Origin of the sequence: Hyphomonas sp. BRH_c22 (assembly GCF_000961795.1) — a bacterium.
Lineage (GTDB): Bacteria > Pseudomonadota > Alphaproteobacteria > Caulobacterales > Hyphomonadaceae > Hyphomonas.
Map to the genome: position 1 here is coordinate 1 of NZ_LADU01000050.1, position 26246 is coordinate 26246.

At 63.1% G+C, this 26246-nt stretch carries 26 protein-coding genes and 1 tRNA gene; 9 read left to right on the top strand and 18 right to left on the bottom strand.

All coding sequences use genetic code 11. From position 1 onward, the window contains the following. On the bottom strand, positions 1 to 611 hold a 611-nt coding region (locus VR74_RS06430), incomplete at its 3' end, for a hypothetical protein (protein ID WP_299949752.1). Between the two features lie 138 nt (positions 612 to 749). Here VR74_RS06430 and VR74_RS06435 point away from each other — a divergent pair. Next, positions 750 to 826: transfer RNA gene (locus tag VR74_RS06435), tRNA-Met, on the top strand. A gap of 19 nt (positions 827 to 845) precedes the next feature. On the opposite strand, the gene VR74_RS06440 is transcribed toward VR74_RS06435, so the two are convergent. From VR74_RS06440 to VR74_RS06460, 5 genes are all read right to left on the bottom strand, one after another. Continuing rightward, positions 846 to 2585 (bottom strand): hypothetical protein, encoded by a 1740-nt coding sequence (locus tag VR74_RS06440; RefSeq protein ID WP_045695302.1) that lies wholly within the window; start codon positions 2583 to 2585, stop codon positions 846 to 848. Between the two features lie 145 nt (positions 2586 to 2730). Then, complete coding sequence (locus tag VR74_RS06445) at positions 2731 to 4356, bottom strand: ATP-binding protein (protein ID WP_299949754.1); 1626 nt, start codon at positions 4354 to 4356, stop codon at positions 2731 to 2733. Between the two features lie 237 nt (positions 4357 to 4593). Further along, positions 4594 to 5196, bottom strand: a complete 603-nt coding sequence (locus VR74_RS06450; RefSeq protein ID WP_045695303.1) for an ATP-dependent Clp protease proteolytic subunit — start codon at positions 5194 to 5196, stop codon at positions 4594 to 4596. Positions 5197 to 5343: 147 nt separating this feature from the next. Next, on the bottom strand, positions 5344 to 7182 hold the full coding sequence (gene recQ, locus VR74_RS06455; RefSeq protein WP_045695305.1) for a DNA helicase RecQ: 1839 nt from the start codon (positions 7180 to 7182) through the stop codon (positions 5344 to 5346). Between the two features lie 192 nt (positions 7183 to 7374). Then, positions 7375 to 7998 (bottom strand): hypothetical protein, encoded by a 624-nt coding sequence (locus VR74_RS06460; RefSeq protein WP_045695306.1) that lies wholly within the window; start codon positions 7996 to 7998, stop codon positions 7375 to 7377. A gap of 196 nt (positions 7999 to 8194) precedes the next feature. Between VR74_RS06460 and VR74_RS06465 the strand changes: the two genes are divergently transcribed. Beyond that, positions 8195 to 8890: a pirin family protein gene (locus VR74_RS06465; RefSeq protein ID WP_045695308.1), complete on the top strand. Its 696-nt coding sequence runs from the start codon at positions 8195 to 8197 to the stop codon at positions 8888 to 8890. An 82-nt stretch (positions 8891 to 8972) separates the two neighbouring features. Further along, positions 8973 to 9452, top strand: coding sequence for a hypothetical protein (locus VR74_RS06470; RefSeq protein ID WP_045695309.1), 480 nt, complete (start codon positions 8973 to 8975; stop codon positions 9450 to 9452). Here the strand turns inward: VR74_RS06470 and VR74_RS06475 are convergent. Genes VR74_RS06475 through queC form a run of 3 tightly spaced genes read right to left on the bottom strand, consistent with a single transcriptional unit; the run spans position 9449 to position 11174 of the window. Next, complete coding sequence (locus tag VR74_RS06475; RefSeq protein WP_045695311.1) at positions 9449 to 9868, bottom strand: 6-carboxytetrahydropterin synthase; 420 nt, start codon at positions 9866 to 9868, stop codon at positions 9449 to 9451. The two genes, VR74_RS06470 and VR74_RS06475, sit on opposite strands and share 4 nt — an antisense overlap. Then, the gene (gene queE, locus VR74_RS06480) at positions 9823 to 10470 is read right to left on the bottom strand and encodes a 7-carboxy-7-deazaguanine synthase (protein ID WP_045695312.1); all 648 of its coding nucleotides are present in this window, start codon (positions 10468 to 10470) and stop codon (positions 9823 to 9825) included. Before queE ends, VR74_RS06475 begins: the two co-directional genes overlap by 46 nt. Further along, a complete protein-coding gene (queC, locus tag VR74_RS06485) occupies positions 10467 to 11174 on the bottom strand; it encodes a 7-cyano-7-deazaguanine synthase QueC (RefSeq protein ID WP_045695314.1) in 708 nt (235 codons plus the stop codon). The genes queE and queC overlap by 4 nt, the downstream gene beginning before the upstream one ends. 223 nt (positions 11175 to 11397) lie before the next feature. On the opposite strand from queC, the gene VR74_RS06490 reads away from it, so the two are divergent. Beyond that, positions 11398 to 14265 (top strand): TonB-dependent receptor, encoded by a 2868-nt coding sequence (locus VR74_RS06490; RefSeq protein ID WP_045695315.1) that lies wholly within the window; start codon positions 11398 to 11400, stop codon positions 14263 to 14265. A 148-nt stretch (positions 14266 to 14413) separates the two neighbouring features. After that, on the top strand, positions 14414 to 15553 hold the full coding sequence (locus tag VR74_RS06495) for a PQQ-dependent sugar dehydrogenase (RefSeq protein ID WP_045695317.1): 1140 nt from the start codon (positions 14414 to 14416) through the stop codon (positions 15551 to 15553). 3 nt (positions 15554 to 15556) lie between these two features. Here VR74_RS06495 and recR read toward each other — a convergent pair whose 3' ends face one another. From recR to VR74_RS06515, 4 genes are all read right to left on the bottom strand, one after another. Beyond that, positions 15557 to 16168: a recombination mediator RecR gene (gene recR / locus VR74_RS06500; protein WP_045695318.1), complete on the bottom strand. Its 612-nt coding sequence runs from the start codon at positions 16166 to 16168 to the stop codon at positions 15557 to 15559. Between the two features lie 10 nt (positions 16169 to 16178). Beyond that, positions 16179 to 16505, bottom strand: coding sequence for a YbaB/EbfC family nucleoid-associated protein (locus VR74_RS06505; protein WP_045695320.1), 327 nt, complete (start codon positions 16503 to 16505; stop codon positions 16179 to 16181). Between the two features lie 17 nt (positions 16506 to 16522). Further along, positions 16523 to 18214: a DNA polymerase III subunit gamma/tau gene (locus VR74_RS06510; RefSeq protein ID WP_045695321.1), complete on the bottom strand. Its 1692-nt coding sequence runs from the start codon at positions 18212 to 18214 to the stop codon at positions 16523 to 16525. 101 nt (positions 18215 to 18315) lie between these two features. Next, positions 18316 to 19098 carry a tyrosine-protein phosphatase gene (locus VR74_RS06515; RefSeq protein WP_045695323.1) on the bottom strand — a complete coding sequence of 261 codons (783 nt, stop codon included), beginning with the start codon at positions 19096 to 19098 and terminating at the stop codon, positions 18316 to 18318. A 132-nt stretch (positions 19099 to 19230) separates the two neighbouring features. On the opposite strand from VR74_RS06515, the gene VR74_RS06520 reads away from it, so the two are divergent. Together VR74_RS06520 and VR74_RS06525 are read left to right on the top strand one after the other, a co-directional pair. After that, on the top strand, positions 19231 to 19794 hold the full coding sequence (locus VR74_RS06520) for a lipid-binding SYLF domain-containing protein (protein WP_299949756.1): 564 nt from the start codon (positions 19231 to 19233) through the stop codon (positions 19792 to 19794). Positions 19795 to 19935: 141 nt separating this feature from the next. Further along, positions 19936 to 20814 carry a hypothetical protein gene (locus VR74_RS06525; RefSeq protein WP_299949758.1) on the top strand — a complete coding sequence of 293 codons (879 nt, stop codon included), beginning with the start codon at positions 19936 to 19938 and terminating at the stop codon, positions 20812 to 20814. An 83-nt stretch (positions 20815 to 20897) separates the two neighbouring features. Here the strand turns inward: VR74_RS06525 and VR74_RS06530 are convergent, their stop codons facing one another. Both VR74_RS06530 and VR74_RS06535 read right to left on the bottom strand, forming a co-directional pair. Further along, on the bottom strand, positions 20898 to 22349 hold the full coding sequence (locus tag VR74_RS06530; RefSeq protein ID WP_045695326.1) for an AMP nucleosidase: 1452 nt from the start codon (positions 22347 to 22349) through the stop codon (positions 20898 to 20900). Then, complete coding sequence (locus VR74_RS06535; RefSeq protein ID WP_045695327.1) at positions 22346 to 22576, bottom strand: DUF2061 domain-containing protein; 231 nt, start codon at positions 22574 to 22576, stop codon at positions 22346 to 22348. The genes VR74_RS06530 and VR74_RS06535 overlap by 4 nt, the downstream gene beginning before the upstream one ends. Before the next feature lie 642 nt (positions 22577 to 23218). Between VR74_RS06535 and VR74_RS06540 the strand changes: the two genes are divergently transcribed. Further along, the gene (locus VR74_RS06540) at positions 23219 to 23569 is read left to right on the top strand and encodes a UrcA family protein (RefSeq protein ID WP_045695328.1); all 351 of its coding nucleotides are present in this window, start codon (positions 23219 to 23221) and stop codon (positions 23567 to 23569) included. Between the two features lie 74 nt (positions 23570 to 23643). On the opposite strand, the gene VR74_RS06545 is transcribed toward VR74_RS06540, so the two are convergent. After that, positions 23644 to 24459: an arylamine N-acetyltransferase gene (locus VR74_RS06545; protein ID WP_045695330.1), complete on the bottom strand. Its 816-nt coding sequence runs from the start codon at positions 24457 to 24459 to the stop codon at positions 23644 to 23646. A 164-nt stretch (positions 24460 to 24623) separates the two neighbouring features. Between VR74_RS06545 and VR74_RS06550 the strand changes: the two genes are divergently transcribed. Then, entirely contained in the window at positions 24624 to 25250 is a 627-nt protein-coding gene (locus VR74_RS06550) for a TonB family protein (RefSeq protein WP_045695332.1), read from the top strand. 89 nt (positions 25251 to 25339) lie between these two features. Here the strand turns inward: VR74_RS06550 and VR74_RS06555 are convergent, their stop codons facing one another. Together VR74_RS06555 and VR74_RS20605 are read right to left on the bottom strand one after the other, a co-directional pair. Then, the gene (locus VR74_RS06555; RefSeq protein WP_299949760.1) at positions 25340 to 25684 is read right to left on the bottom strand and encodes a hypothetical protein; all 345 of its coding nucleotides are present in this window, start codon (positions 25682 to 25684) and stop codon (positions 25340 to 25342) included. A gap of 16 nt (positions 25685 to 25700) precedes the next feature. Further along, the coding region (locus VR74_RS20605) for a hypothetical protein (RefSeq protein WP_299949762.1) at positions 25701 to 26246 on the bottom strand (546 nt) is incomplete at its 5' end.

The following is a 26246-nucleotide window of genomic DNA, read 5'->3' on the forward strand; positions in this document are numbered from 1 at the left end:
ACCTCCTTGCGGTATTTCCGTGCGTTCAGCGCCGCCAGCGCCCGCCCATACTGCCAGTGCAGCGCCGCGTCGGCGGGCGAGGCCTGCATGGCGGCGGCATAGTGGCGCTCGGCATCCTCCATGCTGGCGCCGAGGATCATCGCGCCGAGCAGGCCGCCGCGTCTCATCACCTCGATATGCCAGACGGCCAGAAAGCCGTGCGCATAGGCGTTCTGCGGATCATCCGCCAGAACCGCCTCAGCGAGGTCGCGCGCCTCCACGCCCAGGCCGGAATCGCGCGCTTCCTTCAGGCTCATCGGGCGCGCCAGCAGGGACAGGGCTATCGCCTTTTGCAGCCGGCCCTCGACATGTTCAGGCTCGGCAACGAGCGCCCTGTTGGCCGCATCCAGCGCTGCCAGCACGAGCGCCGGGGGCGGTTGAACGTCCCTGCTCATCGCCTTGGCAAGCAGTACGCGCGCCCCGAACGCGCAGGCGTCAGCGCCGTGATCTGCTGCAACCTCAGCGAATGCCGCATCGTACTGGCCGGCCAGATAGGCCGTCTCGGCTTCCCGGCCCTGCCCCAAGGCAGGCTGGAACAGGCCGAATACGAGGATCAGAATGAACAGCATCACGGCGCGCATCATACAGCCAATCTAATGCGGTCGGAGAGGTTCGGCCAGCGGGTTGCAAAATGCCTCGCAAAAGCTGCAGGAGACACGCTTGCGAGGCGGCCCGCTCCCGTGTAAGAGGCGCCCTCGCATCAGCGAAACGGTTCGGTAGCTCAGCTGGTTAGAGCGCGCGACTCATAATCGCGAGGTCGGGAGTTCAAGTCTCCCCCGAACCACCACTTTTCCTCCATCTATGGATCAATTCACCGTCAGTGGGATGTCGGCATATTTGATTTCATAGCGGCCATCGCCGATGGATACCGGCACGGTCAGTTCGCCGATACGGGGCATGGCGCTGCGAAACGCGACCTCGAAACTGGTCGTCAGGCCGGCGGGTATGTCGGCTTCCCTGGCGCCTGTCATTTCAACGACGTTCGATGAGGATGCTTTCTCCGCTCCGGCATCGTCTGTCACCGATGGGCGACCAATCCATAACCGGACTGCCTTGTCCGTGGGGTTGCGCACATCGAACACACATTTGGGATTGTCCGGGTTTGCACAGCCCAGGAAGGCGAATTCCAGTCCACCGAGTTCGAACAGCCCATCCGGCTCAAAGGCTTGATCGCGACGCAGGGTCTTGATGGCCGGCGGTTCCGCATCGCTCAGGCTGAGGTTTGTGAACGCCTTCGGATAGGCCTTGTATTCGATCTGGAGGTCCGGCCAGAAGGCTTGAAAATATTCAGCCTCCGACCGGAAGATCACGTCCCAGCTGGTAACGAGTCCCGGCGGCAGTGCGCCGTCAGACTTTCCACTCAGGCTGAGTACCGACTGTGCAGCCTTTCGCTGAATGCTCTGGCTGTCAAAGGCCAGCCCGCCATAGGTGGAAAGCATCCGGTCGCTCTTGCCGGTGTTCATGAGATCAAACCGGCAGATCGGGGCATCGGGGTTCGAACAGCCGAGGAAATGGACCTTCACACCATCCACTTCATAAGCGTATTCGGGATGATCCGCGTCGACCGGGCGCATGGCCCGCACATCGACCTGCCGCCCGCCGCGAATGGCGACATCCCGGAATTCCTTGCTGAATTTGACATCCCTGACATGCAACTCGAAGCGCAGCAGCTGGAAGATGTTGGCTGGCCGATTGTATGTCACCTCAATCTGCGAGGCCTCAAGGGACGGGATGTTCCAAGTATAGTGCGAAGATGCGGCAATGTTACGTGACCGGTCGTCCGTCCACCGCCCCGTCTCGTTGATTGCCCAGGATTGCCCAATCCAGAAATTCGCGGTGTCAGGCGTGGTATTCATCACCGACAGGATGCATTTGGGTGCCTCCGGGTTCTCGCAGCCCTCAAGTTCGAATTGCAGGCCGGACAATTCAAACTTCGCACGGGGAATCGGCTTCACCTCATTCTTCTCCGCCGTTTCGGCCTTCAGTTTCTGTACGCGCGTCTGCAGGACCCGATTGTCCGGGTCGAGTTCCAGCGCCTTCTCATAGGCCGCCAGCGCTTTGGCTGGGTCGGAAGGAACAAGAATATCGCCCGCATTGCGCAACAGGTCGGCTCGGCCGCGCGCCGGAATGGTGTCAGTCGCGCCCGAGGTTTCAGCAGTCGTGACAAGCTTGTCAGCCGCCGCTTCGGCCTGGCCTGACACGGCAAGGAATCTTGCATCGTTCAGGTTGGGATCGTCAGAAGCCAGCAGGGACGTCAGCGCGGCTTCGTAATTGTCCTTTTCATCGGCGGAAACATTCCCGCCGCGCGCATCCGCGCGTTCCATCGCAGACGTGATGGATGCCTGTACGATCACTGCAATGCGCTCTTCACTGAGCTGAAGCTGTTCCTTTACATCGGCACGTGTCGCGGCGCTCAGGTCAGGGAAGATGCGCGCCCTGACCTCGTCATTGACGAAGACGTAGATCCCGAGGCCCGCTGAAATGACGCCGACAGCCTTTGCGGACCGTGACCAGAAGTGGCCCCTCGAACGATTGTCTTCGGCCATGCTTTGCTCCCCCTGAATTTCCAAGGAGCAAAAACTACCCGACCAAATAGCGATGGCCAGAATTTTTCGGAATCCGGCAGGCATGCGCTGTCAGACATGGTGCAATTTGGCAACACCTCATCCTTGGTGCCCGAATACAGGCGTCTCAGGCGCGCTTGGCGCCGAGTTCCCAGCCGGTTTCCTCGTCGTCCATCAGGACGTCGGCCAGTGTCGCCACCAGCGCCCGCGGGCGGATCGGCTTTTCGATGAGGGACGAGAATCCCGCCAGTTCGCAGGCGGCCTGCCGCTCGGCGCTGATATCGGCGGTGACCGCCAGGATGGGGGCAAGCTGGTTGGGGCCGCTGGTCATGCGCAGGGCCCGCACAATGGTTTCGCCGCTGCCGCCCGGCATGTGAATATCGGTGAGGATCGCCTGATAGGGCGTGTCCATGGCCCGCGCGATGGCATCGTCTGCATTGGTGACCGTTTCGACCTTCCAGCCGGCCGCTGTGAGCGCATGCGACATGACCAGCGCGCTGACGGGATGGTCTTCGGCAATCAGGATATTGCCAAGCGTCAGGCTGCGCATGCGCGGCTTGTGCGGCGCCTCGGCAGCGAGTCGCGGCCCGGCGCGCATCACGGGAAGCGTGACACAGAAGACCGAGCCGCCACCCGGATTGTCGGCGAGCGTGATTTCGCCCTTCATCAGGCTGGTCAGCCCCTTGGCAATCGAGAGGCCGAGGCCGGACCCGCCATGTGTCTGGGCCGTGGAGGCGCGGGCCTGTTCGAAGGCCTCGAACAGGCGGGCCTTGTCGGCATCCGAAATCCCGCACCCCGTGTCGGATACAGTCATCCGCAGCTTGAGGCTGCCGCCTGCTTCCAGCGTCGACAATGCGACGCTGACATGGCCATTCTCGGTGAACTTGAGCGCATTGCTCATCAGGTTGAACAGGATCTGGCGCACGCGCATGGCATCTGCCTCGACGCGCATGACGCTGTCGGAATTGACCTGAATGCGTAGATCGAGACGCTTGCCGGCAATGCGCGACTGCCAGAGATCGCGCGCTTCGGCGGCGAATTCGCGCAGGTCGAAGGGGAACGGGCTGACAGGCAGCTTGCCCGCTTCGAGGCGCGACAGGTCGAGCAGGTCACCCAGCAGGCGGTCGAGATGGTTGCCGCTTTCGCTGATCGTGCGGGCGAGACGGCGCGGTTCGGCGCCGGAGACGCTGTCCTGCAGGATGTCGGCCACACCGAGAATGCCGGTGAGCGGCGTGCGGATTTCATGACTGAGGAAGGCGAGGAAGGAAGCCTTGTCGCGGGCAACGTCCAGCGCTTTGGCCTGCGCCTGCTGAAGGCGCTGGCCCGAGGCCTTCATGGCGCGGGCGCGCAGGGCATTTTCCTGCGCCACGGCCGAGAGGATCGCGCTGGGGCTGATCAGCCCGCTATAGCGGCCATCCTCGAGAACGACGACACCGTCAGTCAGCGCGGAGGTCTTGCCATCGGCGGCCAGCTTGGCGATCAGGGCGACCGTCGTGCCGGTCTCGGCCATGACGGGGTGCGGTGTGATGAAACTGGCGACCGAACGCGCGGCGTGAATGTCGCGTCCATTGGGGCCGGCGAGCGCTTCGGTCAGGCGGGCGCGGGTGACCTGGCCCAGCGTCGCGCCGTTCACCACCACGGGCAGCGCGAACAATGACGGGTCCGACAGGAACAGGCCGAGCGCGGCCTGCGCTGTTGTCTCCGATCCGATCGGAGCGACCGCGATGGCAATATCCTCTACACGTACTGGCATTTTCTAAAGAACGCGTCCCTCACCCGTTAAGGATATAGTGTCCTTGAAATTCGTTTACGCGCTGCAAACGGATCCCTAACGGTTCGTAAACCATGGCCCCCGGGATCAGGGCGTGGGGTGATGAGGGGGTGAGGGGGCGTGATGTGTGGGGTTCAGACGTGCCGCGCCATCCGCCAGAGGGCGGTTGCGCAGCGTTTCAGGGGGCGCGCAAGGCGCCCCCTTCAGCCGGGACCGATCCTATTTGATTTCGCCGCGATGGGTGACGACCTTGCTGACGAGGCCATATTCGACGGCTTCGTCGGCGCTCATCCAGAAGTCACGGTCGGTGTCTTCCTTGATCTTTTCAAGGCTCTTGCCTGTGGCTTCAGCGAAAATCTTGTTCAGGCGTTCGCGCATCTTGATGATTTCGCGGGCCTGGATTTCCACGTCCGTGGCCTGACCGCCAACGCCGCCGCGCGGTTCATGCAGCAGGAAGCGTGTATTCTTCAGGGCGTAACGGTTTTCCTTGGCGGCGGCCGAATAGATCAGCGCGCCGGCCGAGGCGACCCAGCCGGTGCCGAGCACTTTCACGGGCGCGCCGACAAACTTGATCATGTCATGGATCATGTCGCCGCTTTCGACATGGCCGCCGGGCGAGGAGATCACCAGCAGGATCGGCTTGTCGCTCTCTGAAGACAGGGCCAGCAGGCGTTCGCAGACGCGCTTGGCCTGTTTGAAGTCGATCCCGCCGGTCAGCAGGATGGTGCGGGCCTTGAAGAGGGCTTCTTCCAGGAACGCATTCGGCTCGCCCATTGGCGGGCTTTCGGCATCATCGTCGTCGAGGCGGGAATAAGGTGACATGTCATCTCCGGACAGGGATTCTGAGTTCGCCGCTATAGGTGAGGCGCGCTGGCGCCCGGGTCAAGGCTGCAGAGGTTAAACCCGTGGAAAACGCTGTATTTGCTCGGGTCCTTCGTGTTCGCCCCCAGACGCGAGGATGACTCGGGCTTACGCCGCTTCCGCAATGATCCTCGCGACGTCTTCGGCGTAGCGCTGGGCCTTTTTTTCGCCGACGCCGCTGATCTGGCGCAGGGCATCGGGCGAGGCGGGGCGTTCGCGGGCGATTTCGGCGAGGGTGCGGTCGTGGAAGATGACATAGGGCGGCACGCCGCGTGCCTTGGCCGTGTCGGTGCGCCAGAGGCGGAGGGCGTCGAACAGGTCCTGATCGCGGCCTGAAAGATCGGCGAGCGCGGCGGCGGCCGCGACGCCCCGCGATTTCGCGGGCTTCCTGCGGGCCGCTGCCACATCCTCACGCAGCATCAAGGTGCGCTCGCCCCGGAACAGGGCGCGGGCGGCCTCGCCATCCGGCACGACAATGGAGGGCCGCATCGTGTCGCCGCCTTCGGCCAGCATTCCGTCGAACAGGAGCGCATCGAACACACGGTCCCAGCCGGGCTTGGCGAGGTCCTTGCCAACACCGAACGTGGACTGGGTGGAGAGCTGTTCGTCGAACCCGTCTTTCGTGGTGCCCATAAGGTGCAGGATGAGGCGCCCCCGGCCGACCTTCTGGCCGCAACGGATGACGGCGGAGACGGCCATCTGGGCCCAGCGGGTGGCATCATGCGCCTGCCCCGGCTCGGCGGTACAGACATCGCAGACGCCGCAGGGCTCGACCTTTTCCTCGCCGAAATAGCGCCGCACCGCCCCGCGCCGGCATTCGTCGCCATTGAAGAAGGCAAACAGCTGGCGCGTCTTGGTCAGCTGGACGCGCTTCACTTCCTCCGGCGCATCGCCCTGATGCGTCCATGACAGGGAGCGGGCCATGTCCGACGGGCCATAGAGGGCGATGCCTTCGGCCGGTTCGCCGTCGCGCCCGGCCCGGCCGACTTCCTGCCAGTAGGCCTCCAGCGTCTTCGGCGGATCGGCATGGATAACAAAGCGCACGTCCGGCTTGTCGACGCCCATACCGAAGGCGACCGTGGCGCACATGACGAGGCCCTCTTCCAGCAGGAAGCGCCTCTGGCGGTCCTGGCGCACATCGGCGTCGAGACCGGCATGATAGGCGAGCGCGGGTACGCCAGCGCGAACGAGTGCCTCGGCGACGTCCTCCGTGCCCTTGCGGGTGGCGGCGTAGACGATGCCGGAGAGGCCCTGTTTGGCCTTTACCAGCTGCACAACGCGGGCCGTGCGGCCGCCGCCCTTGGGCTCGGCCGAGAGGGTGAGGTTCGGGCGGTCAAAGCTGGCGACGTGGAGGGCCGGATCGGTCAGCTGCAGCTGCGCGAGTATGTCGTCGCGGGTGCGGGCGTCGGCTGTCGCGGTCACCGCGAGGCGGGGCACGCCGGGGAAGAGGTCGCGCAGGCGGCCAAGGGCGCGATAGTCTGGCCGGAAATCATGGCCCCACTGGCTGACACAGTGCGCCTCGTCGACGGCAATCAGCGACACATCCATGCCCGCAAGGCGCTGGGCGAGGCCGGTGCCGAGGCCTTCGGGCGAGACATAGAGCAGGTCCATCTCGCCGCGCTGGGCGGCATTCAGCGCTTCGGAACGGGCATTGAAGTCCATCGAACTGTCCAGCCGCTCGGCCCGCACGCCGACCTGTTTCAGCGCGTCCACCTGATCCGACATGAGCGCGATCAGCGGCGAGACGACAATGGCGCAGCCCGGCCGGATCAGCGCCGGAATCTGGTAGCAGAGCGACTTGCCGCCGCCGGTCGGCAGCACGGCGAGCGCGTCACGGCCTTCCAGCACATCGCTGATCACGTCCTCCTGCAGGCCGCGGAAGGCCTTGAAGCCGTAAACGCGCTGCAGGATCGCGCGGGCATCCTTGATCTGGGGGCTGGGAGGCATGGTTTGTGTTGTGAGCGCGTGCGTGAGTCGGGGCAAGGGGCAGGATGCAAAACCCGCCTAGTCGACGAAGTCGATCCGGTCCTCGTGAATCTCGTAAGTCCAGGTGCTTGCCTTCTGCCGCTGCGTTTCCTGCGCGAGGAAGGAAACAATACCGGCCCGTTCGGCGAGGGGGCGGCCCGTGGCGGCCTGCCATCATTCTGGCGTCGGCAGGTCGATGCTGAAGTGGACGCCGCCGCCGCACATCTCGTGGGAAAACGGAATGCGGATGGCGCCATCGACATAGGTGATGGTACCGGCGCGGAATGTGCCGTCGAATTCGAGGTGGCGGCCGAACTGCGAGACGAGGCGGTCCTGCAGGCGCGCGCGCAGGGCGAGATCCTCGTCGGGAATGATGTTTCCGGCGCCGTCCCGGTAGACAATGGGTCCGGATGCGGGCTCTGGCTCGGGCGCCGGTTCGGGCTTCGACGGGGCGCCAGTTTCCAGCTTCTCGAGGCGCAGGACGTGACGCCAGCCCTCCGCATGCGCGATCTCGATGGCGTAGTCGCCCGGCGGCCAGGGGAATGTATCGATGAGGATCTGCACCCGGCCATTGAGGCGCGCAGTGATGTCTGCCGCCTCGATCAGGGCGCCGCCGGGCCCCAGAATACGCAGCTTGCCGTAGCCTGAATGGCCGTCCTGAGGCAGCCAGAGCGTGATCTGCTGGCAGCCGGGATAGCGCACGAAACGGGCTGTCAGGCGGCCGGTCGTCTCCGGCGCACCGGCATTGACCGGCGGCTGCATCACGATCTCGCCCTCGAAACCCGCTTCGTCCGACATGGGATGTCCCGCCCTGCTGCTGACGGCTGATCTAAGGCCCGGGGCGGCCCATCGCCAAGAGGCCTTCGTTGGGAATCCGGCGCCGCGTCCTGCCATGCGCAAATTGCATAAATGTGATCCGGCGCCTGCCCTAGCCCGGGTTTCGGGCGATGCCATATAGGGCTCAACATGAACACAAGCCCGATGGAGCCTGACAATGATTGATATCAGACGTTTCGAAAATCTCGGCCGCTTCAAGAATGAGTGGCTGAACGCCAATTACCACTTCTCCTTCTCCGGTTACCATGATCCGCGCCGCATGGGCGAAGGCGCCCTGCGCGTGTGGAATGATGACACGATTGAGCCGCACACCGGCTTCCCGCCGCATGGCCACCAGTCGATGGAAATCATCACCTATGTCCGTACAGGGGCGATCACTCACAAGGACTCGATGGGCAATCATGGCCGCACAGAGGCCGGTGACGTGCAGGTGATGAGCGCTGGCAGCGGCGTCCAGCATGCGGAATGGAACGAGGAAGATGAAGCCACGACCCTGTTTCAGATCTGGATCCAGCCGCGTTCGGCCGGTGGCAAGCCCGGCTGGGGCGCGCGCAAGTTTCCCAAGGGCGAACGCTCCGGCAACTGGGCCGTGCTGGCCTCCGGCGACGGAACCAGCGACAGCCTGGTGATCAACCAGGACGCCCTGGTGCTCGGCGCGACACTCAAGACCGGCGAGACGCTGACCTACGAGGTGAAAGCGGGACGCCATGGCTATCTCGTGCTGGCCGCCGGATCGGTGCGCCTCAATGGCGAAGTGCTGAATGCCCGCGACGGCGCGGCGGTGACCGGCCCCGACAGCCTGACGCTGGAAGGCATGGAAGACGCAGAGATCGTCTTCGTCGACACGGTATGATGTGGCCACTCACAGCGCTGTGACTTCAGGAACCGGCGGCGGCGTAGTATATTATGTCATGGAACCTTCAGGAGGATCACCCATGAAATACGTACTCGCAGCCGCCGCGACCGCCCTGCTTTTCGCCCCCGCCGCGCTGGCCACCGAAATCTCGGTCGGCTATTCGGCCGACTTCGAGAAAACACTCGAGGATGATTACGGTACGCGGGAAGGCACCTATCTTGCCGGGAAGATCGAGCAGGACCTGATGCGCGAATTCGAATCTGCCGGCCTCAACGTCGACCGGGTGACGGTGACCATCGAGCGGGCCGTGCCCAGCAAGCCGACCTTCAAGCAGCTCGGCGATACCCCTGGCCTCGACTATGGCGGCTCGATCAGCATTGGCGGCATGAAACTGACGGCCACTGCGTTCGATGCGAATGGCGCCGAAATGGGCAGCCTGACCTATGACTGGTTTGAAACCGATATCCGCCAGACCGGCATGACGACCTGGTATGACGCCAATCGGGCCTCCGACCGGTTTGCCCGCAAGTTCGCCAAGAAGCTCCAGGGCAAGAGCTAGAGCACCAGCTCGCAGCGCTCGTTGAGGCTTGGCCGGGACACGGCAACCCGGCTGAGCCCCGGCAGGCCCGGCGCGAGATCGGCAGCGGCCCAGAGGCAGATGCGCTCCAGGGTCGGCACGTCGAGCCCGTCAATTTCGTTGAGCAGCTTGTGGTCCAGCTTTCCGGCGGTCGCCTGCAAGCTGGCTGTCAGGCGGGAGAAATCCTCGACCCATTGCTCGCCCGGCTTGACGGTGCCGGACACGGTCGCCTCCAGCAGAAAGGAATGCCCGTGAACATTGCGGTAGGGGTGCCCTTCGGGCTTGCCGCCCATATAGTGGGCAGCCTCGAAATTCACCGATTTGGTGATCGCGAAGACGCGGCCTTCCGGTGTCAGGGAAGCCCGATCAGTTTGTGGGTTTGCAAGCTCAGTCGCCATTGGGGATTCTTCATACAATAGGTCGTTGCGCCCTGCAGGTTTTGGGCCGCGTGGGGGTCGTCCTTCGGTTGCAGGAAAAAGTGCGTAAAGTCCAGTTGCGAGAACCGTTCCGGCTGCGCTTCGGGCTCGTCCTGCGGGTAGACGAGCTTGAGCTCGTTGCCACGGGTCTGGACGAGCGGCGCATTGGCCTTGGGGCTGACGCAGATCCAGTCGAGCCCCTCCGGCGCGGCAATCGTGCCATTGGTCTCAACGCCGATTTCGAACCCTTCAGCCTTGAGGGCGGTAATCAGGGGCGCATCGAGCTGGAGCAGCGGTTCGCCGCCGGTGCAGACGACATAGGCCGGGCGCGCGGGGCCCGCTTCGGCCTCCCAGATCGCCCTGACATGCGCCGCAAGATCGGCAGCGGCGCGGAACTTGCCGCCGTTCACGCCACTGGTGCCGACGAAGTCGGTGTCGCAGAAGCGGCAGACGGCAGCGTCCCGGTCGCGCTCGAGGCCCGACCACAGGTTGCATCCGGCAAAACGCAGGAAAACCGCCGCGCGGCCGGTCTGCGCGCCTTCGCCCTGCAGCGTGTAATAGGCCTCCTTGACGGTCCAGGTCATGCCGCACCCTTCCAGCGTTTCCAGCCCGAGGCGCGCAGTTCGCAGGCCGGGCATGTGCCGCAGCCATAGCCCCAGTCATGGCGATGTTCGCGATCGCCAAGGTAGCAGGTGTGCGTCTGCTCTGTGATCAGGTCGACCAGGGCCGTGCCGCCCAACCGTTCGGCCATGGCCCAGGTTGCCGCCTTGTCGATGTACATCAGCGGCGTCTCGATGCGGATGTCGGTGTCCAGCCCGAGGCGCAGGGTCTGCTGCTGCGCCGCCATCGTGGTGGCCCGGCAATCGGGATAGCCGGAATAGTCGGTCTCGCACATTCCGCCGATGAGGACAGAGAGCCCCCGGCGATAGGCCAGCGCCCCGGCCAGCGTGAAGAATAGCAGGTTCCGTCCGGGGACGAATGTGGATGGCAGGCCCGCCTGGGTCATCTCGATGGCGACGTCATCGGTCATGGCGCTCTGGCCGAGACTCCTGAGGACACCGGCGTCGAGCATGTGATCCGGCCCGAGACGCTCGCCCCATGCGGGAAACCGGTCACGAATCGTCTCCCGGAAGGCGGTGCGGCATTCAAGTTCGACCCGATGACGCTGCCCGTAATCGAAGCCGACCGTCTCCACACGCGCATAGCGTGCCAGGGCGTCTGCCAGGCAGGTCGCAGAATCCTGTCCGCCGGAAAAAAGGACGAGTGCTGATATGTGATCTGGTTTCATTGCGGGGCTCTACCAGCCCCTACGTAAAGGGCCAAGTCGGCAGCGTTACATTTATGACACCTGCGTCAAATCAAATGCATGGCAGGCATGCAAACCTGTTGACAATACCCCTCCACTCAATTTCTGATGTGCAATGAAGCGGTCCCGTTAACGAGGACGCTCGGTAAAATATCACATTTCGCGGCCTGCAATCCCGACGGGCCCGAGGGGAGGAAAATTTAGCATGACACGGAAAACAGACTCGAAAACCGTCTTGTTCGCGAGCGCGTCTGCGCTGGCAATCGGACTGTTCGGTCAGACGGCCTGGGCTCAGGACTCTGACGCGCCGGAATCGACCCGCACGCTGGCGACCGTCACGGTCACCACGCAGAAAACCGAACAATCCGTCCAGGATGTTCCGATCGCCGTTTCGGCTTTCGATGAAGACGCCATCAACCGTCTCCAGCTGACCGGCGGCGCAGACCTTGTGAAAGCCGTTCCCAACGTGTCCTTCACGAAGGGCCAGTTCACAGGCAGCAACTTCAAGATCCGCGGCATTGGTAACGACGCGGTCGCCCAATCCTCGGATGCCGGTGTCGGTATCCACCAGAACGATGTGCCGCTCGGCGCGAACTTCCTCTACGAGCAGGAATATTTCGACATCGAGCGCGTCGAAGTCCTGCGCGGTCCACAGGGTACGCTCTACGGCCGCAACTCGACCGGCGGCGTTGTGAACATCATCACGCGCAAGCCTGTCTTCGGTGAATTCCAGGCCAATGCCGCGCTGACCTACGGCAATTACAACACGATCAAGGGTCAGGGCATGGTCAACGTGCCGGTCGGCGAGAAAGTTGCCCTGCGCGTTGCAGGTGCGATCACTTCGCGCGACGGCTATACCGACAACACGGTGACAGGCAACGACGTCAACGGCCGCGAACTGTGGTCGGTGCGTGCCACCCTCGGCTTCGAGCCAAGCGACAATTTCCGCGGCTGGCTGTCCTATGAGCACTTCGACGAGGATGATGACCGCATCCGCTCCGGCAAGCAGCTCTGTAAGAAAGACCCGACCAAGACGAGCTTTGCCGGTATCCCGATCACGGGTCTGGACACGCTCATCACATCGCTCGGCTGTCAGGACGCCCCTTTCAGCGACAGTTATGACCGCGTGAACTCTGCCGGTACGCTGGGCGGTGGTCTCGGTATCGTGGCCGGCCTGCTGAACGGCGACGCCTACAACACACCTCTCGATCCGAACCTGCGCAATATCGAATCGGCGCTTGATCCGGTCTACAAGGCCCAGCAGGACCTCTACACGCTCAAGCTCGAGCTCGATATCGGCGAGAGCCTCAAGCTGACCTCGCTGACCAGCCGCAACGAGACTGACCAGGTTTCGGTCGATGACTATAACAAGATTGCGCCGACCATCGCGTTCAACACGACGGCAGGACCATTCTTTCTCGCACCGGGCGCCGAGGCCGTTTACGACCTCCTCTTCCCGGGCGGTGTTGTGTCTGACCCGCAACTCGGTGTATCGAACCTGTTCCGCTCATTCGACATCTCGGGCGGCGCCACCGAGACGACAACACAGGAATTCCGCCTGCAGTCCGACTATGAGGGTCCGTTCAACTTCAATCTCGGTATGATCTATGTCGATGGCGAAGCGATTGATCCGCAGGATAATCAGGCCGGCTACTATGTTCTTTCCAACACGCTGTCGGCCCTTACCCAGCTGAACAATGCCCTGGGCGGCGCAATCTTCGGTGGCCTCACACCGCTGGACACGTCCAACCCTGACGATGACGGCAATGTGCTGAATTCCCTGGAAGGCTTCGGCCGGAACTATTTCCGCTCGCTGTCGCCATATCGTCTGAAGTCCAAGGCCTTCTTCGGCGAAGGTTATTATGACGTCACGGACGAGCTGAAATTCACGCTCGGCCTGCGTTACACGAACGATGAAAAAGAACAGGATATTGTGCCTTCGGCCCTGTTCGCACCGGTGGCGGCGCTGCCGGAAGCAGGCGTTCCGATTGGCCTGCTTGAAGCCGACTTCCAGGAAACAACCGGCCGTATCGGTCTTGACTGGTCGCCCACCCTCAATGCCACGGATGATACGCTGGTCTATGCGTTCTATTCCAAGGGCTACAAGGGTGGCGGTCTGAACCCGCCCCAGCCTGCCGGTGCCAACCTGTTCCCGCAAACCTTCGAACCTGAATTCATCGACGCGTTTGAACTCGGTACGAAGAACACGTTTGCCAACAATACCCAGTCGCTCAACGTGACCGGTTTCTACTATGACTATCAGGGCTATCAGATCACCCAGATCGTCAACCGGACCTCGGCGAACTTCAACGTCGATGCCAAGATCAGCGGTCTCGAAGTCGAGTATCTCTGGACACCAGCGGATAACTGGCTGCTGACGGCCAATCTCGGCCTGCTGAAGTCCGAACTGCAGGGCACGACGGGTATCGACGTGCTTGACCGGACGAATGGCGATCCGAACTTTGTCACGCTCAAGAACGCATCGACCTATTCGAACTGCGTCGTCTCTGCCCAGGGCTATGCCACTGTGCTCGGCGCGATCCAGGGCGGATTGCTCAATAACGGCGACTCACGCGGACTTTGCTCCGGCGCCTTTGCCGGAAGTGAAGCCGCCTTCGGTCTCGGCAACGTGACCTATGTCGACGGCAATGGCGTGACACAGACGATCGGCGCGCTGACACCGTTCGACGGCATCTCCAAGGATCTGGACGGCAACAAGCTGCCAGGCGCCCCGGAGATGACACTGAACCTGGCCGCCGAATACACGTTCAATTCCCTGAACAATTCGGGCTGGGACATGACCGTGCGCGGCGACTTCTACTACCAGGATGACAGCTACAGCCGCGTCTTCAACAGCCAGCATGACGAACTCGACAGCTGGACCAACCTCAACCTCTCGCTTGTGCTGGCCAATGAAGAGAGCGGATGGGGCGTTGAAGCGTTCGCCAAGAACGTGACCGACGAAGAAGTCATCACGGGCACCTACCTGACCGATGACAGCTCGGGTCTGTACAGCAACATCTTCCTGACCGAGCCTGCCCTTTACGGCATCACGGTGCGGAAATCCTGGTAGGCCAAACCAAATCCGGCGCGGGCAGATAGATCCGCGCCGGCATCCAGACTGGGGGCAGCTCGCAGGAGCTGCCCCTTTTTTGTTTGGTTCAAACGGCGCTCCGCTCTATCCTCTGCACAGACCTGCCAACACAAGGACCCGAGTTTCCATGCGCCTCATCACTGCCAGCCTCGCATCCAGCCTGTTACTCGCCGCGTGCAGCAATGCCGATATCCAGACACCGGCCGTCTCGAGCGACACCACACTCAAGCTCACCCAGGTAGTGGCCGAAGCCGAGTTTCCGTGGGGCATGGTCTTCCTGCCGAATGGAGACCTGTTGTTCACCGAAAAGGAGGGCGGCCTGAAGCGCGTGGCGGGCGGCGAAGGCACGCCGGTCGCCGTCAGTGGCATGCCTGAAGCCTATACAGAGCGGCAGGCGGGCTATCTCGGCCTGGCACTGGACCCGGACTTCGGGACGAACCGGCTCGTCTATATGGCCTATTCAAAAGGCAACGCCGCGGACAATATGACGGCAATCATTCGGGCCCGCCTCAGTGATGATGGCAACGCACTGGAAAACGTGACCGAGATTTTCGCGGCCGACACGCGCAACACGGCGCTGCACTATGGCGCGCGCCTGCAATTCGCTGCGGATGGCACGCTTTACGCGACGCTGGGCGACGGCTTTGCCTTCATGGACCTGGCGCAGGACCCGAAAGCCACGCACGGATCGGTCATCCGCATCAATGCCGATGGCAGCATCCCGGAGGACAACCCGTTTGCCGATGGCACGGTTGGCCATCCGGCGGTCTGGTCCTATGGCCACCGCAACCCGCAGGGCCTCTATTATGATGCCGACACCGACACGCTCTATTCAACCGAGCATGGCCCCAAGGGTGGTGACGAGCTGAACCTGATCCGCAAGGGTGCCAATTACGGCTGGCCGACAGTCACCTATGGCGTCAATTATGACGGCACGATCATCACCAGCAAGACTGAAGCGGAAGGCATGGAACAGCCCCTGACCTATTGGGTGCCGTCGATCGCGCCGTCGGGCCTGACCAAGCTGACCAGCGATGTCTATCCCGGCTGGAAGGGCGACCTCTTCACCGGCGGCATGAACGGACCGGCCGGCCTGAAACTGGTGCGCATCGACATGGAAGACGGCAAGGTGGCCGGCCGTGAAGACCTGCTGACCGGCGATGCGGCAGGCTTCCCGATCCGCGACGTGATCCAGGGCCCGGACGGGCACCTCTATGTCGCCACAAAGGACATGGACGGCATCTATCGCGTGGACGTGGCCGAGTAGGCGCTAATTCTTCACATCGCGGCGTGACCGCAGGGCGGCGGCCAGCGTGCCGTCGTCCAGATGGTCGAGCTCGCCGCCCACCGGCACGCCATGGGCCAGCCGGGTAATGTCGGCGCCGAGGCCTTCGAGCTGGTCAGCGACATAATGGGCGGTGGTCTGGCCATCGACGGTGGCGTTCAGGGCCAGGATGACTTCACGGATGCCGCCGCGTTCGACGCGCGCGACGAGCGGCCCGATATTCAGGTCGTCCGGCGTGATGCCGTCAATGGCCGACAGGACGCCGCCCAGCACATGATAGCGGCCGCGAAAGGCCCCGCCGCGCTCCAGCGCCCAGAGGTCCGGCACATCCTCGACAACACAGATGAGGCCATCGTCGCGGCCATCGGCCCGGCAGATGGCGCAGGGCTGGACCGTGTCGAAATTCCCGCACGTCTCGCACCGCGCGATCTTTTCGCCGGCTTCGCGCAGGGCCTCGGCCAGCGGCAGCAGGATCTGGTCCTTGCGCTTCAGCAGGAACAGGACGGCACGCCGGGCCGAGCGCGGGCCAAAACCGGGCAGCCGCGCCATCAGCTCGATCAGGCGAAGAAGTTCAGGTCCGGCGGAGCGTTGTGACATGCAGTTGCGTTCAGAAAGGCAGCTTGAAGCCGGGCAGCATGCCGCCGCCGAGGCCCTGGGTGGCGGTTTTCATGGCCTCCTCCATGGCCTGGTCGAGGCGCTTGCGGGCATCCGAATGGGCGGCTTTGAGCAGGTCTTCGAGGATTTCGGGTTCGTCGCTCATCAGCGATGGGTCGATCTGAACGGAGATCAGTTCGCCCTTGCCCTTGAGACGCACCCGGACAAGGCCCGCGCCGGCGACACCGTCTGCTTCGGTGGCTTCGATCTTGGTCTGGGCCTCCTGCATCCTGGTCTGCATTTCCTGGGCCTGCTGCATGATCTTGGCGAGGTCTACCATGGCGAGTCTTCCTGTATCTAGCGGCGGGAACTGAGGCTGATGACATTGTCAGCCGGAGCATCGGATTCAAGCGGCTGCGGCTCGATGACATCAACAATGGTTGCGCCCGGCAGGCTTTGCAGGGCGGCGATGACGGCGGGATGCGCAGCGGCAGAAGCAAAGCGTTCCTCGCGGCTGCGGATTTCGAGCTGGCGCACGGTCTCTCCGCCGCCGCTGACCTGAGTCACTGTCCAGTCCATCTCGGTTTCGTATTCGAGGAACTTCCGGAGGCGGGCGAGCAGGTCTGCCGGGGCGTTCGGTTCCAGCTCGCAGGCGAGCTGGCCGGGCGTGATTGTGGCCGGGCGCACGAAGCGTTCGAGTTCGACATGGAGCTTCACTTCGCGCAATTCGTCGAGGCGGGCGATGATGTCGGCAAAGCTGGCGATGCCGCCGGGAGGGTGCGGCACCTCAGGGGGGGCGTCAGGCTTTCCCGGCGAGGCACTGCCTCCGGCGGCAATCATGCGGGCGGCCTCTTCCGGCGATGGCAGGCGGCTGGCCGCCGCGAGGCGCAGGAGCACCATGTTGAGCGCCGTCGCCGTATCGGGCGCGGTCTGCAGGTCGTTGAAGCCGGAGAGCAGGATCTGCCAGCAGCGCGAGGCCTGGGCAGGCGTCAGCTTCTGGGCCATGGCCTGCGTGCGCGCGGTCCAGTCGGCCGGGCCGCCGGGATCATAGTCGCCGCCGGTTGCCTGCGCGACGGCGACATCGGCGGCAATGTCCATCAGGTCCTTCAGGATGACCGTGGGGTCTGCCCCGGCATGGACCTGGTCCTTGATCTCGGCGAGGGCGGACTTCGCGTCGCCATTGACGGCAAAGCTGAATGCATCGAGCAGGCGGCCCCGGTCGCCAAGGCCGAGCATGTCGCGCACGGCCGGGCCGGAGACCTCATCACCGTCCATGGTCTGGACGATGGCCTGGTCGAGAATGGACAGCGCGTCGCGCACCGAGCCTTCCGCGGCGCGAGCAATCAGGGCGAGGCCCTCTTCGGAGACTTTCGCGCCTTCACGGTTGGCAATGCGCTTGAGGTGGGCGGCGAGTTCGGCCGAATCGAGGCGCTTCAGGTCAAACCGCTGGCAGCGCGACAGGACGGTGACCGGCACCTTGCGGATCTCGGTCGTGGCAAAGATGAATTTCACATGCGGGGGGGGCTCTTCCAGCGTCTTCAACAGCGCGTTGAACGCGGCCGTCGACAGCATGTGAACTTCGTCGATGATATAGACCTTGTAACGCGCCGAGACGGGCGCATAGCGCGAGCCGTCGAGCAGGTCGCGCATGTCGGCGACACCGGTGCGGGAGGCGGCATCGAGTTCGAGCACGTCCGGGTGGCGGCTCGCCATGATGGCGTCGCAATGGTCGCCGGGCGGGTCGAGGTGGATCGAGGGGGCGTCATGGCCGTCGCGGCTGTAATTGAGGCCGCGGGCGAGCAGGCGTGCGGTGGTCGTCTTGCCGACGCCGCGCACGCCGGTGAGCATGAAGGCGTGGGCGATGCGGCCGGTTTCGAATGCGTTCGATAGCGTGCGGACCATGGCCTCCTGGCCGATCAGGTCGGTGAACAGGCGCGGGCGGTATTTGCGGGCGAGAACCTGATAGGCCTTGGGCGATTCGGACGCGGCCTCGTCTCCAAACATGGAGAAGGTCTGGTCATCGCGTTCAGGGATATCGGATTCGCTCATCGCGGGGACTTTAACGGCTTCGGGCGGACGGGGGCAAGGAAACAAAGCGGAGGCCCGTCCTTCGACTTCGCTCCAGGCATGAGCGCTTCCCGAAGCCCGTATCAGTCCGGTTCGATAAGCCGGTCGCGAATCGCTTTCTGCATGGCGTCGTCCACGAAGAGCGTGTCTGAGAGGTAGGCGTCGATGGAGCCGGAATTCGCGTTGATCGTTGTGATGGCCGTTTCAAGGTAGCGCAGGCGGACGCCGAGAAACGGGCGGTAGACTTCGACATCATGATGCTTGCCCAGCATGTCGTTGAAGTATTTCGCCGCTTCCGGAAGGAAGAGGGACACGTTCACGGCCTTGTTGGTGAGGTCGTAATCGGTGCGGATGTCCTCGTCGCTGACGCCGAGGATGTGATGGGTCAGCGCGCAGAGGATGCCGGTGCGGTCTTTCCCGGCGGCGCAATTGACGACGCCTGCAGCCTCACCTTCGAGGCCGGCCAGGTGGCGGAACCAGTCGGAGAACAATTCGGTATGATGGGGTTTGTACGGGGCGAGCCGGTAATAATCGTTCATCCAGCCATCGGCGGACGCGGCGTCCACCTCCAGCTGCGTCAGGAAGCGCGTATGGGGCGCGTCCGTCTCGCGGCCGCCATCATGCGTGATTGTATTGGGCGCCGACCATTTGCCGGGCTGTTTCTCGCGCTCGTCGGGGCGGCGCAGGTCTGCCTGCAGGTGGATGCCAAGATCGGCAATCTTTTCAAGGTCAACCTCGGTGGCTTCGGCATAATGGCCGGAGCGGTAGAGGTGGCCTTTTTTGACCTTGCCGCCATGGCGCGAGGCATAGCCACCGAAATCGCGGAAATTGCGGATACCGTCGAACGGGAGGATGCGATCTTTCATAGGAAATGAGCTAGCGCGGGAAGATGCAATCGTCCAGAGCGCCGCGAGGGAACCCGTTGAATAGGCGGAACAAGTTGTGCGGACCTGCGTAGAACGGTAACATTGAACATGTGCCTGAACAGGAGACCCCTCATGGCAAAATTCCGTTCCAAACTCCTCGCCGCCTGCCTTCTCGTTGGCGCGCCCGCCCTGGCCACGGCCTGCAACAGCCTGCCGAACGAGATCAGCCGCCAGGACATTGATTCAGAGAGCCAGCAGGCCCTGAACAAGCTGACGTCTGAAAACTCGGCTGCCCGCGCCATTGCGGGCCAGTCGCGCGCCGTTCTGATCTTCCCGTCCATCGTGAAAGCCGGCCTTGGCGTTGGCGGTGCCTTTGGTGAAGGCCAGATGCGCAAGGGCGGTGTCGTGACCGATTATTACAGCACGTTCACCGGCTCGTGGGGCCTTCAGGCCGGCGCCCAGAAATATGGCTATGCCGTGTTCCTGATGAACAATGACGCGGTGAAATATGTCGAAGATTCCGATGGCTGGGAAATCGGCGTCGGCCCGACGGTCGTACTGGTCAATGCTGGCATGGCCGAGAACCTGTCGACCTCGACGCTCAAGGAAGACGCCTATGCGTTCATCTTCGACCAGAAAGGCCTGATGGCCGGTGTCAGCATCGAAGGCACGAAGATCACCAAGCTGGAGAAGTAGATCTGGTTCATCCCCGTTCCGCCCGCCCGTCCGTTTTACAGGACAGGCGGGCGGCAAGCGGAATTTTCATCCGGGGCTTGTCCTGTCCCGGCTTTCCCCTGATTGTTGTACCTGACGGCAACGTCCGACATGGGGGAAAGCATGTTTCCGGAATGGATCCTGCGCTGGATAGCGCTCAGCCTGCTGGGCTTTGTCACGTTCGTGTTCATCCTGCTTGGCGCGGCCGTGCTCAGCGGGCTGACCAATGAGCTGTTCCTGAACTTCCTTGACCTGACCTGGCCGCCGCAGGAAGCCTTGACCGAATTCGAGATCGAATCGCGCCGGGACCTGTCCTTTTCCATCCTCAATTATGGCATCACGGCGCTCGGCACGGCCTGGGTCGCCTCGTTCGCCTATCTCGTGGTGATGCGGAACCAGCAGAAGCAGGCCGAACAGCAGCTGAGTCTGGAACGGCTGAAGCTGACCACTGACCTCGACATGCAGATCCTCGACATTCTCGAGTCCGAGGCCGTGGTGGATTTTGCCGCCGATGGCAGCCTGACCCGCGTGCGGCTGGTCACCGTGCTGGACCGCAACACCGAGTGGCGCCCCGGGACGGACCGCAACTGGAAATACCGCGACGGCGACCGGACCGTGCCCTTCGTGCAGACTTCCACGGTCGTCAGCAAGGACGCGGAGGTCAGCGTGACGGCGCTGCATCATTACATCGCCTGGGTCCGGCGGATTGCCCGGGCGACGGAAACCGGCGTCCTGATGGAGAAGGACATTCTCCTGTTCTGGCGCTGGATCGTGATTGGCTGTTACCGCAACCGCTACACGTTCCTGCGGGATATTTTCTACAAGGACGATCTGGATGATTTCGTGCGGCTGGCCGACCAGATCGTGCGGACCGGCCGCACCCATGGCAGCGGGCAGGATTTCGTCAAATACCTGCGCGGCATCGGCGACCCGGACCTGATCGCGCTGCTGTCGGATGAGGCCAAGGCGATTGTGGCGCCGGAGACTGTAACACCAGCGTAGGCCCTCACCTGCCAAGCCATCGCCCCTCATCCCCGGCCCTTCTCCCAAGGGAGAAGGGGGCGCGAGATGAAACCGTGAGGGCCCTACCTGAACGGCGGTTCGTCGAAGGCGCGGAGTTTGCGGCTGTGGATCTTGGCGCCCTTGTCGGCGGCGAGGCGTTCGAGGGTTTCAATCCCGATACGGATGTGTTCGCCGATGGCGCGTTCGTAGAAGCGGTTGGCGGCGCCGGGCAGCTTGATCTCGCCGTGGAGCGGCTTGTCCGAGACGCAGAGCAGCACGCCATAGGGCACGCGCAGGCGGTAGCCATTGGCGGCAATCGTGGCGCTTTCCATGTCGATGGCGATGGCGCGCGACTTGTTGAACCGCCGTGCCGTGGCGGTGAAGCGCAGTTCCCAGTTGCGGTCATCGGTGGTGACGACCGTGCCGGTGCGCAGGCGGCGCTTGAGGGCGTCGCCGCTCTCGCCGGTGACGCGGGCGGCGGCTTCCTGCAGGGCGACCTGGACTTCGGCGATGGGCGGCACCGGGATTTCCGGCGGCAGCACGGCGTCGAGCACATGGTCTTCGCGCAGGTAGGCGTGGGCGAGGACATAGTCGCCGATGGACTGGCTGTGGCGCAGGCCGCCGCAATGGCCGACCATCAGCCAGACCTGCGGACGCAGCACGGCGAGATGGTCGGTGATCGTCTTCGCATTGGACGGGCCGACGCCGATATTGACCAGCGTGATCCCTGCCCCGTTGGGGGCGCGCAGGTGATAGGCCGGCATCTGGAAGCGGCGCCATGGGGTGGCATCAATGTCGGCGCGCGATGTGTCCGTGACGCTGGACACTTCCAGGCCGCCAGGTACGGACAGGGACGTGTAATGATTATCGCCGCCGATCTGGGTCAGCGCCCAGTCGCAGAAAGCATCGACATAGCGATGGTAATTGGTGAACAGGACATAGTGCTGGAAATGCTCGACCGGCGTGCCGGTATAGTGCTGGAGGCGCTTGAGCGAGAGGTCGACGCGGGGGGCATCGAACAGGGCCAGCGGATGGGTGTCATAGGGCTCGAACAGTTCGCCATCTGCAACCTCGTCGCCAATATCGGCCAGTTTCGGGCTGGGGAACCAGCGGGCGAGCTCGGCCGGGGAGATTTCCTCAAGGCCTTCAGCCTGGCCCTGTTCCCAGACATAGGCATAGGGAATTTCCTGTCCGGAGCGTTCGACGACGACTTCGACATCATAGTCGCGCATCAGCGGGGTGAGCTGTTCAATCAGATAGGCCCGGAAGAAATCCGGCCGGGTGAAGGTGGAGATATAGGTGCCGGCTTCCGACATCTTGCCGAAGGCGCGGCTGATCGGCGGCGGGGGGCCGTCCGGATCATAGGTGAGGCGTATCTGCGGATAGCAGAAGGCCCCGCTGTCGCGCAGCTTGGCATCGGGCGCCGTGCCCTTGTGGAGGTAGAGATCGAGGGCGCCGGAAAGGGCCTCGACGGCTTCGCTGTAGAGACCTTCGAGGGCGTCAACAACGGCTTCAGGTGTAGTGAGTTTCGTCATGCACCCAATTGGCGGAAATGCGGCGCGGCGTCAATTGGCGGGCGCCGATCCCCTGCCCGGCGCCAGGCCCGTTCGTGCAGCGTGTAGGCGACGGTCTGGACCAGGGGTTCGATCAGGCCGACGCCGAGGGCGATGCGCCAGTCTCGGGTCAGCAAGAAGGCCACCGTGACGGCGACCGTCAGGTGCATGAGGCTGTATGAGAGTGTTTTCAGCAGGTCGCGAGGCATGGGCGGACTCCGGTTGGACCCTGAGTCATATAGTGAGAATGATTCTCAATTACCAATCGTTCCTGCAGGCCGCTGCCATAGACAAAATTTATGGCCGGTCAGGATGAGTCGATGCCGGACGAGCCCATGCGCGTCAGGAAGGGACGGCAACCGGTGAACCCGAGGTGCAGGCCGGAAAGCAGTCTTGCGCGTATGGTCAGCCCGCCGCCAGGAGACTTCACAGCGCGCGGACCCGAAAATAGTGATTGCTAGTCGAGACCGCCGATGAATCGATTAGGATGTTGTTTTTATTGGATTATATGTCTTTTTCCCGCGTAAATCCGACGTGGAGCTACGTCATAAATGCATAGCAGACGTGACATTTTCCTACTGCTTTCACCCGGTCCAGATGAAGCATTGGGCAAACGCGCTCGCTTATCGGGCGATTGGCGTTGCAGGCGCACGCTTTGACCGAAAATTCGCAAAACAGCGGTTGCGTTGCTGCGCCTGCGAGCACAATATTGCAGTGCAGCATGAGTTGGCTGTTCCCGGTTGGCCAATGCACCGATGAGCGCATTACAGGGGACAGTGATCATAAGGCTCAGCTGCGGGGGGAGTTTCCTGCCGGAATATTCCGGCGCTAACTTCTGAAGGGCTATACCCATGTTGAAACCAATCGTATCGATCATGGCCGCCGCCATGATCCTGTCGCCACTCGCCGTTGCCGGAGAACTGAAACCCGTCACGGTGAGCATCTCCTACGAGAAGGCCTTGCTGGCATCGGAAACCGGCGCCTCCGAAGTGCTGAAGAGCATCAAGTCCCAGGCAAAGGCCGCCTGCACGTCCTACACGCCAGCCATTTCGGGGTTCTACACTGACACCAAGTGCGTCAAAACACTGGTGGAATCGGCCGTGTCGAAGATCAAGGACCAGCAGGCACAGGAAGGTTTTGCAACCGCCGGCGTGTTTGCCAGCAATACCGCGATGACCCTCGCAGACGCTGAACAACGCTAGGCCATTTCCTCCCGGTCTTGTGCGTTGGAGGGGCCGCCCACGGCCATGGGCGGCCCCTCACTTGACCGCATCAATCAGGCGTCCGGAAACACCACCGCATGCCGGGCGCAAATGGCCGGCCAGAGGCTGGCGGCTTCGGGAACATCGAGGTCGAACGTGCCTTCCAGAAGGTCCAGAAGCTCGTCCGCATTGGACAGGACGCGGCTGTCGCTGCCACCTGGGTAGAGCGTGGTGAAGATCTTGCCGCGCAGCGTGTGATGGCGGTCATCCTGACGGCGGCGCACGACCAGGTTCTGCACGAAATTCGAGTCCGGATCACACTCCTGCCAGACGCGCTTGGCGTCGAGGACGGATTGATCCGCCGGATTGGCGGTGAAATCGAAACTGAACGGGTCTGAACCGGTCATTTCCCAAAAGCGCCAATAGCCGTCGCCGCTGTGGCTGAGGCCGACCGTGAAGGGCGCGTCGTCGCGCGAGCCTTCGGCGATGATCATGGGCGCCAGGAGACTGGAGCCGAACCCGACATCGACCAGAAGGTCCTGCCCATCCAGATTCACACGCAGGCAGAGATGGTTGCCTAACTGGCCATCGCCCAGCTTGTCGCGCAGTACGCCGGCACACAGGGGTGTCACGTCGAAGCCGAGCTCTGCCAGCACCCAGCCCATCAGGCCGTTCTGCTCATAGCACCAGCCCCCGCGCTGGCGGATGACCAGCTTGTCGTGAATTTCGGCCTGCGAGCGGGCCGTCTTGCGGCCGAGCTGGACATCGATATTCTCGAACGGGATCGTGTTGATATGGGCACGGCAGAGCGCATCAAGCGTGGTGCGGTCAGCCACCGGCGCGCCGGTGAAGCCGATGCGGTCAAAATAGGCAGCAAGGGAAAGGCTCATCGGATGGAATTGGGGATGCGTGGCCCGCGCCGTCAAGGTGCGGCCCGCCGATTAAGAACCCGGTGCCTCGATTTCGATTGACATGCGCCCATTTTGTAACAATATTACATAACAATAATGAGCAGGACCGGACGACCGGCCCGCCCCATACGGAGGAAATACGCATGCTGGATTCGACTGCCCTTCGCACACCGACGGCCGCGCTGATGGCCCTGCCGATTGCCTATGGCCTGTTCCTGCTAATGAACGTGCTAATCGACGTGAAGGAGATCACGCTCGCGAAGCCCGAGACGCGCATCCTTGGCATGATCACGCCGCAATTGCCGGAGACGAACGATGTGATCCGGAAACGCCCGAAACCGCAGATGCCTGACGCGGCCCCCAAGCCGCCGCCCCCGCCGGCCTTGTCGTCGACAAAGGGTGATATCGACCTGCCCGTTCCGGTCATTGCGGGCGCGGCGCCCGGTTCATTGGTGCCGATCCGCCTGAACCTGCCGACGATCTCGCCAGTGGTCGTGTCAACGCGCGGGTACCAGGTGATCCGGCCACCCGTGCCGGTCTATCCGGACAGGGCGGCAACGCGCGGCCTTTCGGGATCATGCAGCGTCGCCTTCGCCATCGATACGCGCGGCAAGCCGTTTAACGTGTCCGCAGCCTGCACTGACCCCGTGTTTAAGAGCGAGGCGGAGCGGTCTGTCCTGAAGGCCGAGTTTGCGCCGCAGCTTGTCGACGGGCAGTTCGTCAGCGTGACCGGACTGGAATATCCGCTGGAGTTCAAGCTGAAGGATTAGGCATCCGTGCGCGCGGGCGAAGGGCCAGCCCGGCACCCGTTATGGGCAGCCGGGCCGGACTTTTCGTGAAGGATTCGTCTTTGACCGAACTATTTCCAGCGACCAGGATGACGATACCAACCCTTGTTTGTCTTGATCCACTGGTCAGGCACCCATTGCGCTCCGGCGCGCGGGGGATTGTGGTCCCAGCGGCCATCGACCCAGACGAAATCGGCCCCCGTCCAGTCCCAGTAGCCGTTGATCCAGACCGACAGGGCAGACGGCCGAGGCGGAATGATCACGGTGCGCACGGGTGGCGGCGCGGTGGTGACATAAACGACGCCTGCTGGCGGCGGGCCATAGTGCCGGTATGGGCCGCCATAGCCAGCGCACGCCGACACAGTGACCAGCGAGAGAGCCGCGGCAGCGGCCAAAAGAACGGATGTACGGGTCATGGGACCCCTCCCTTTGCTACATGCCACGATTATACGCCTGAAGTTCGCCCCAGGAGAGTCCGCCGTCGTCATTGGTATCGGCCTCCAACCAGGTGTGCTCGCCGAAGCGCATATATTCTTCCTGGCTGACCACGCCATCACCGTTGCCATCCATGATGCGGAACCGTTCGGTCTTGCGCAGGTTCGCCTGTTCGCGCATCAGCGCCTGGCGCTGGGGGTTGGTATTGCTATACGGTCCGGCGCCGACACGGACAGCGTGATATTCCTCCAGGCTGAGGCCGTTGCCGTCAGCATCCATCTTGCCGAACATGTCCTTGTGCCAGTCTTCGAATTCGACGCGGTTGACTTGACTGTCACCGTCCCGGTCAAAAACGCGAAGACGATCCTGCGTACCGAGATACAGACGGTCACGATCGGGGTCGCGCAGGCGGTCCATGTCACGGTCCTGCATCTGGTCACGGCCGGAGGCCGGGTCCTTCACGCGCAGGCGATCGCGGTCCACGTCGCCGGAGCCGGTCATGCTGCCCGCACCCGGCCCGCTGCCGCCCGATCCGCCACCGCC

What these genes read in the sequence shown, in the direction of transcription:
- VR74_RS06440 (WP_045695302.1), bottom strand. Translation starts at nt 2,585, where the DNA reads ATGGCCGAAGACAATCGTTCGAGGGGCCACTTCTGGTCACGGTCCGCA.
- VR74_RS06475 (WP_045695311.1), bottom strand. Translation starts at nt 9,868, where the DNA reads ATGGCGACTGAGCTTGCAAACCCACAAACTGATCGGGCTTCCCTGACA.
- VR74_RS06490 (WP_045695315.1), top strand. Translation starts at nt 11,398, where the DNA reads ATGACACGGAAAACAGACTCGAAAACCGTCTTGTTCGCGAGCGCGTCT.
- VR74_RS06495 (WP_045695317.1), top strand. Translation starts at nt 14,414, where the DNA reads ATGCGCCTCATCACTGCCAGCCTCGCATCCAGCCTGTTACTCGCCGCG.
- VR74_RS06460 (WP_045695306.1), bottom strand. Translation starts at nt 7,998, where the DNA reads ATGTCGGACGAAGCGGGTTTCGAGGGCGAGATCGTGATGCAGCCGCCG.
- VR74_RS06525 (WP_299949758.1), top strand. Translation starts at nt 19,936, where the DNA reads ATGTTTCCGGAATGGATCCTGCGCTGGATAGCGCTCAGCCTGCTGGGC.
- VR74_RS06445 (WP_299949754.1), bottom strand. Translation starts at nt 4,356, where the DNA reads ATGCCAGTACGTGTAGAGGATATTGCCATCGCGGTCGCTCCGATCGGA.
- VR74_RS06470 (WP_045695309.1), top strand. Translation starts at nt 8,973, where the DNA reads ATGAAATACGTACTCGCAGCCGCCGCGACCGCCCTGCTTTTCGCCCCC.
- VR74_RS06515 (WP_045695323.1), bottom strand. Translation starts at nt 19,098, where the DNA reads ATGAAAGATCGCATCCTCCCGTTCGACGGTATCCGCAATTTCCGCGAT.
- VR74_RS06535 (WP_045695327.1), bottom strand. Translation starts at nt 22,576, where the DNA reads ATGCCTCGCGACCTGCTGAAAACACTCTCATACAGCCTCATGCACCTG.
- VR74_RS06555 (WP_299949760.1), bottom strand. Translation starts at nt 25,684, where the DNA reads ATGACCCGTACATCCGTTCTTTTGGCCGCTGCCGCGGCTCTCTCGCTG.
- VR74_RS06550 (WP_045695332.1), top strand. Translation starts at nt 24,624, where the DNA reads ATGCTGGATTCGACTGCCCTTCGCACACCGACGGCCGCGCTGATGGCC.
- queC (WP_045695314.1), bottom strand. Translation starts at nt 11,174, where the DNA reads ATGAAACCAGATCACATATCAGCACTCGTCCTTTTTTCCGGCGGACAG.
- VR74_RS06510 (WP_045695321.1), bottom strand. Translation starts at nt 18,214, where the DNA reads ATGAGCGAATCCGATATCCCTGAACGCGATGACCAGACCTTCTCCATG.
- VR74_RS06505 (WP_045695320.1), bottom strand. Translation starts at nt 16,505, where the DNA reads ATGGTAGACCTCGCCAAGATCATGCAGCAGGCCCAGGAAATGCAGACC.
- VR74_RS06450 (WP_045695303.1), bottom strand. Translation starts at nt 5,196, where the DNA reads ATGTCACCTTATTCCCGCCTCGACGACGATGATGCCGAAAGCCCGCCA.
- recR (WP_045695318.1), bottom strand. Translation starts at nt 16,168, where the DNA reads ATGTCACAACGCTCCGCCGGACCTGAACTTCTTCGCCTGATCGAGCTG.
- recQ (WP_045695305.1), bottom strand. Translation starts at nt 7,182, where the DNA reads ATGCCTCCCAGCCCCCAGATCAAGGATGCCCGCGCGATCCTGCAGCGC.
- VR74_RS06530 (WP_045695326.1), bottom strand. Translation starts at nt 22,349, where the DNA reads ATGACGAAACTCACTACACCTGAAGCCGTTGTTGACGCCCTCGAAGGT.
- VR74_RS06545 (WP_045695330.1), bottom strand. Translation starts at nt 24,459, where the DNA reads ATGAGCCTTTCCCTTGCTGCCTATTTTGACCGCATCGGCTTCACCGGC.
- VR74_RS06520 (WP_299949756.1), top strand. Translation starts at nt 19,231, where the DNA reads ATGGCAAAATTCCGTTCCAAACTCCTCGCCGCCTGCCTTCTCGTTGGC.
- VR74_RS06465 (WP_045695308.1), top strand. Translation starts at nt 8,195, where the DNA reads ATGATTGATATCAGACGTTTCGAAAATCTCGGCCGCTTCAAGAATGAG.
- queE (WP_045695312.1), bottom strand. Translation starts at nt 10,470, where the DNA reads ATGACCTGGACCGTCAAGGAGGCCTATTACACGCTGCAGGGCGAAGGC.
- VR74_RS06540 (WP_045695328.1), top strand. Translation starts at nt 23,219, where the DNA reads ATGTTGAAACCAATCGTATCGATCATGGCCGCCGCCATGATCCTGTCG.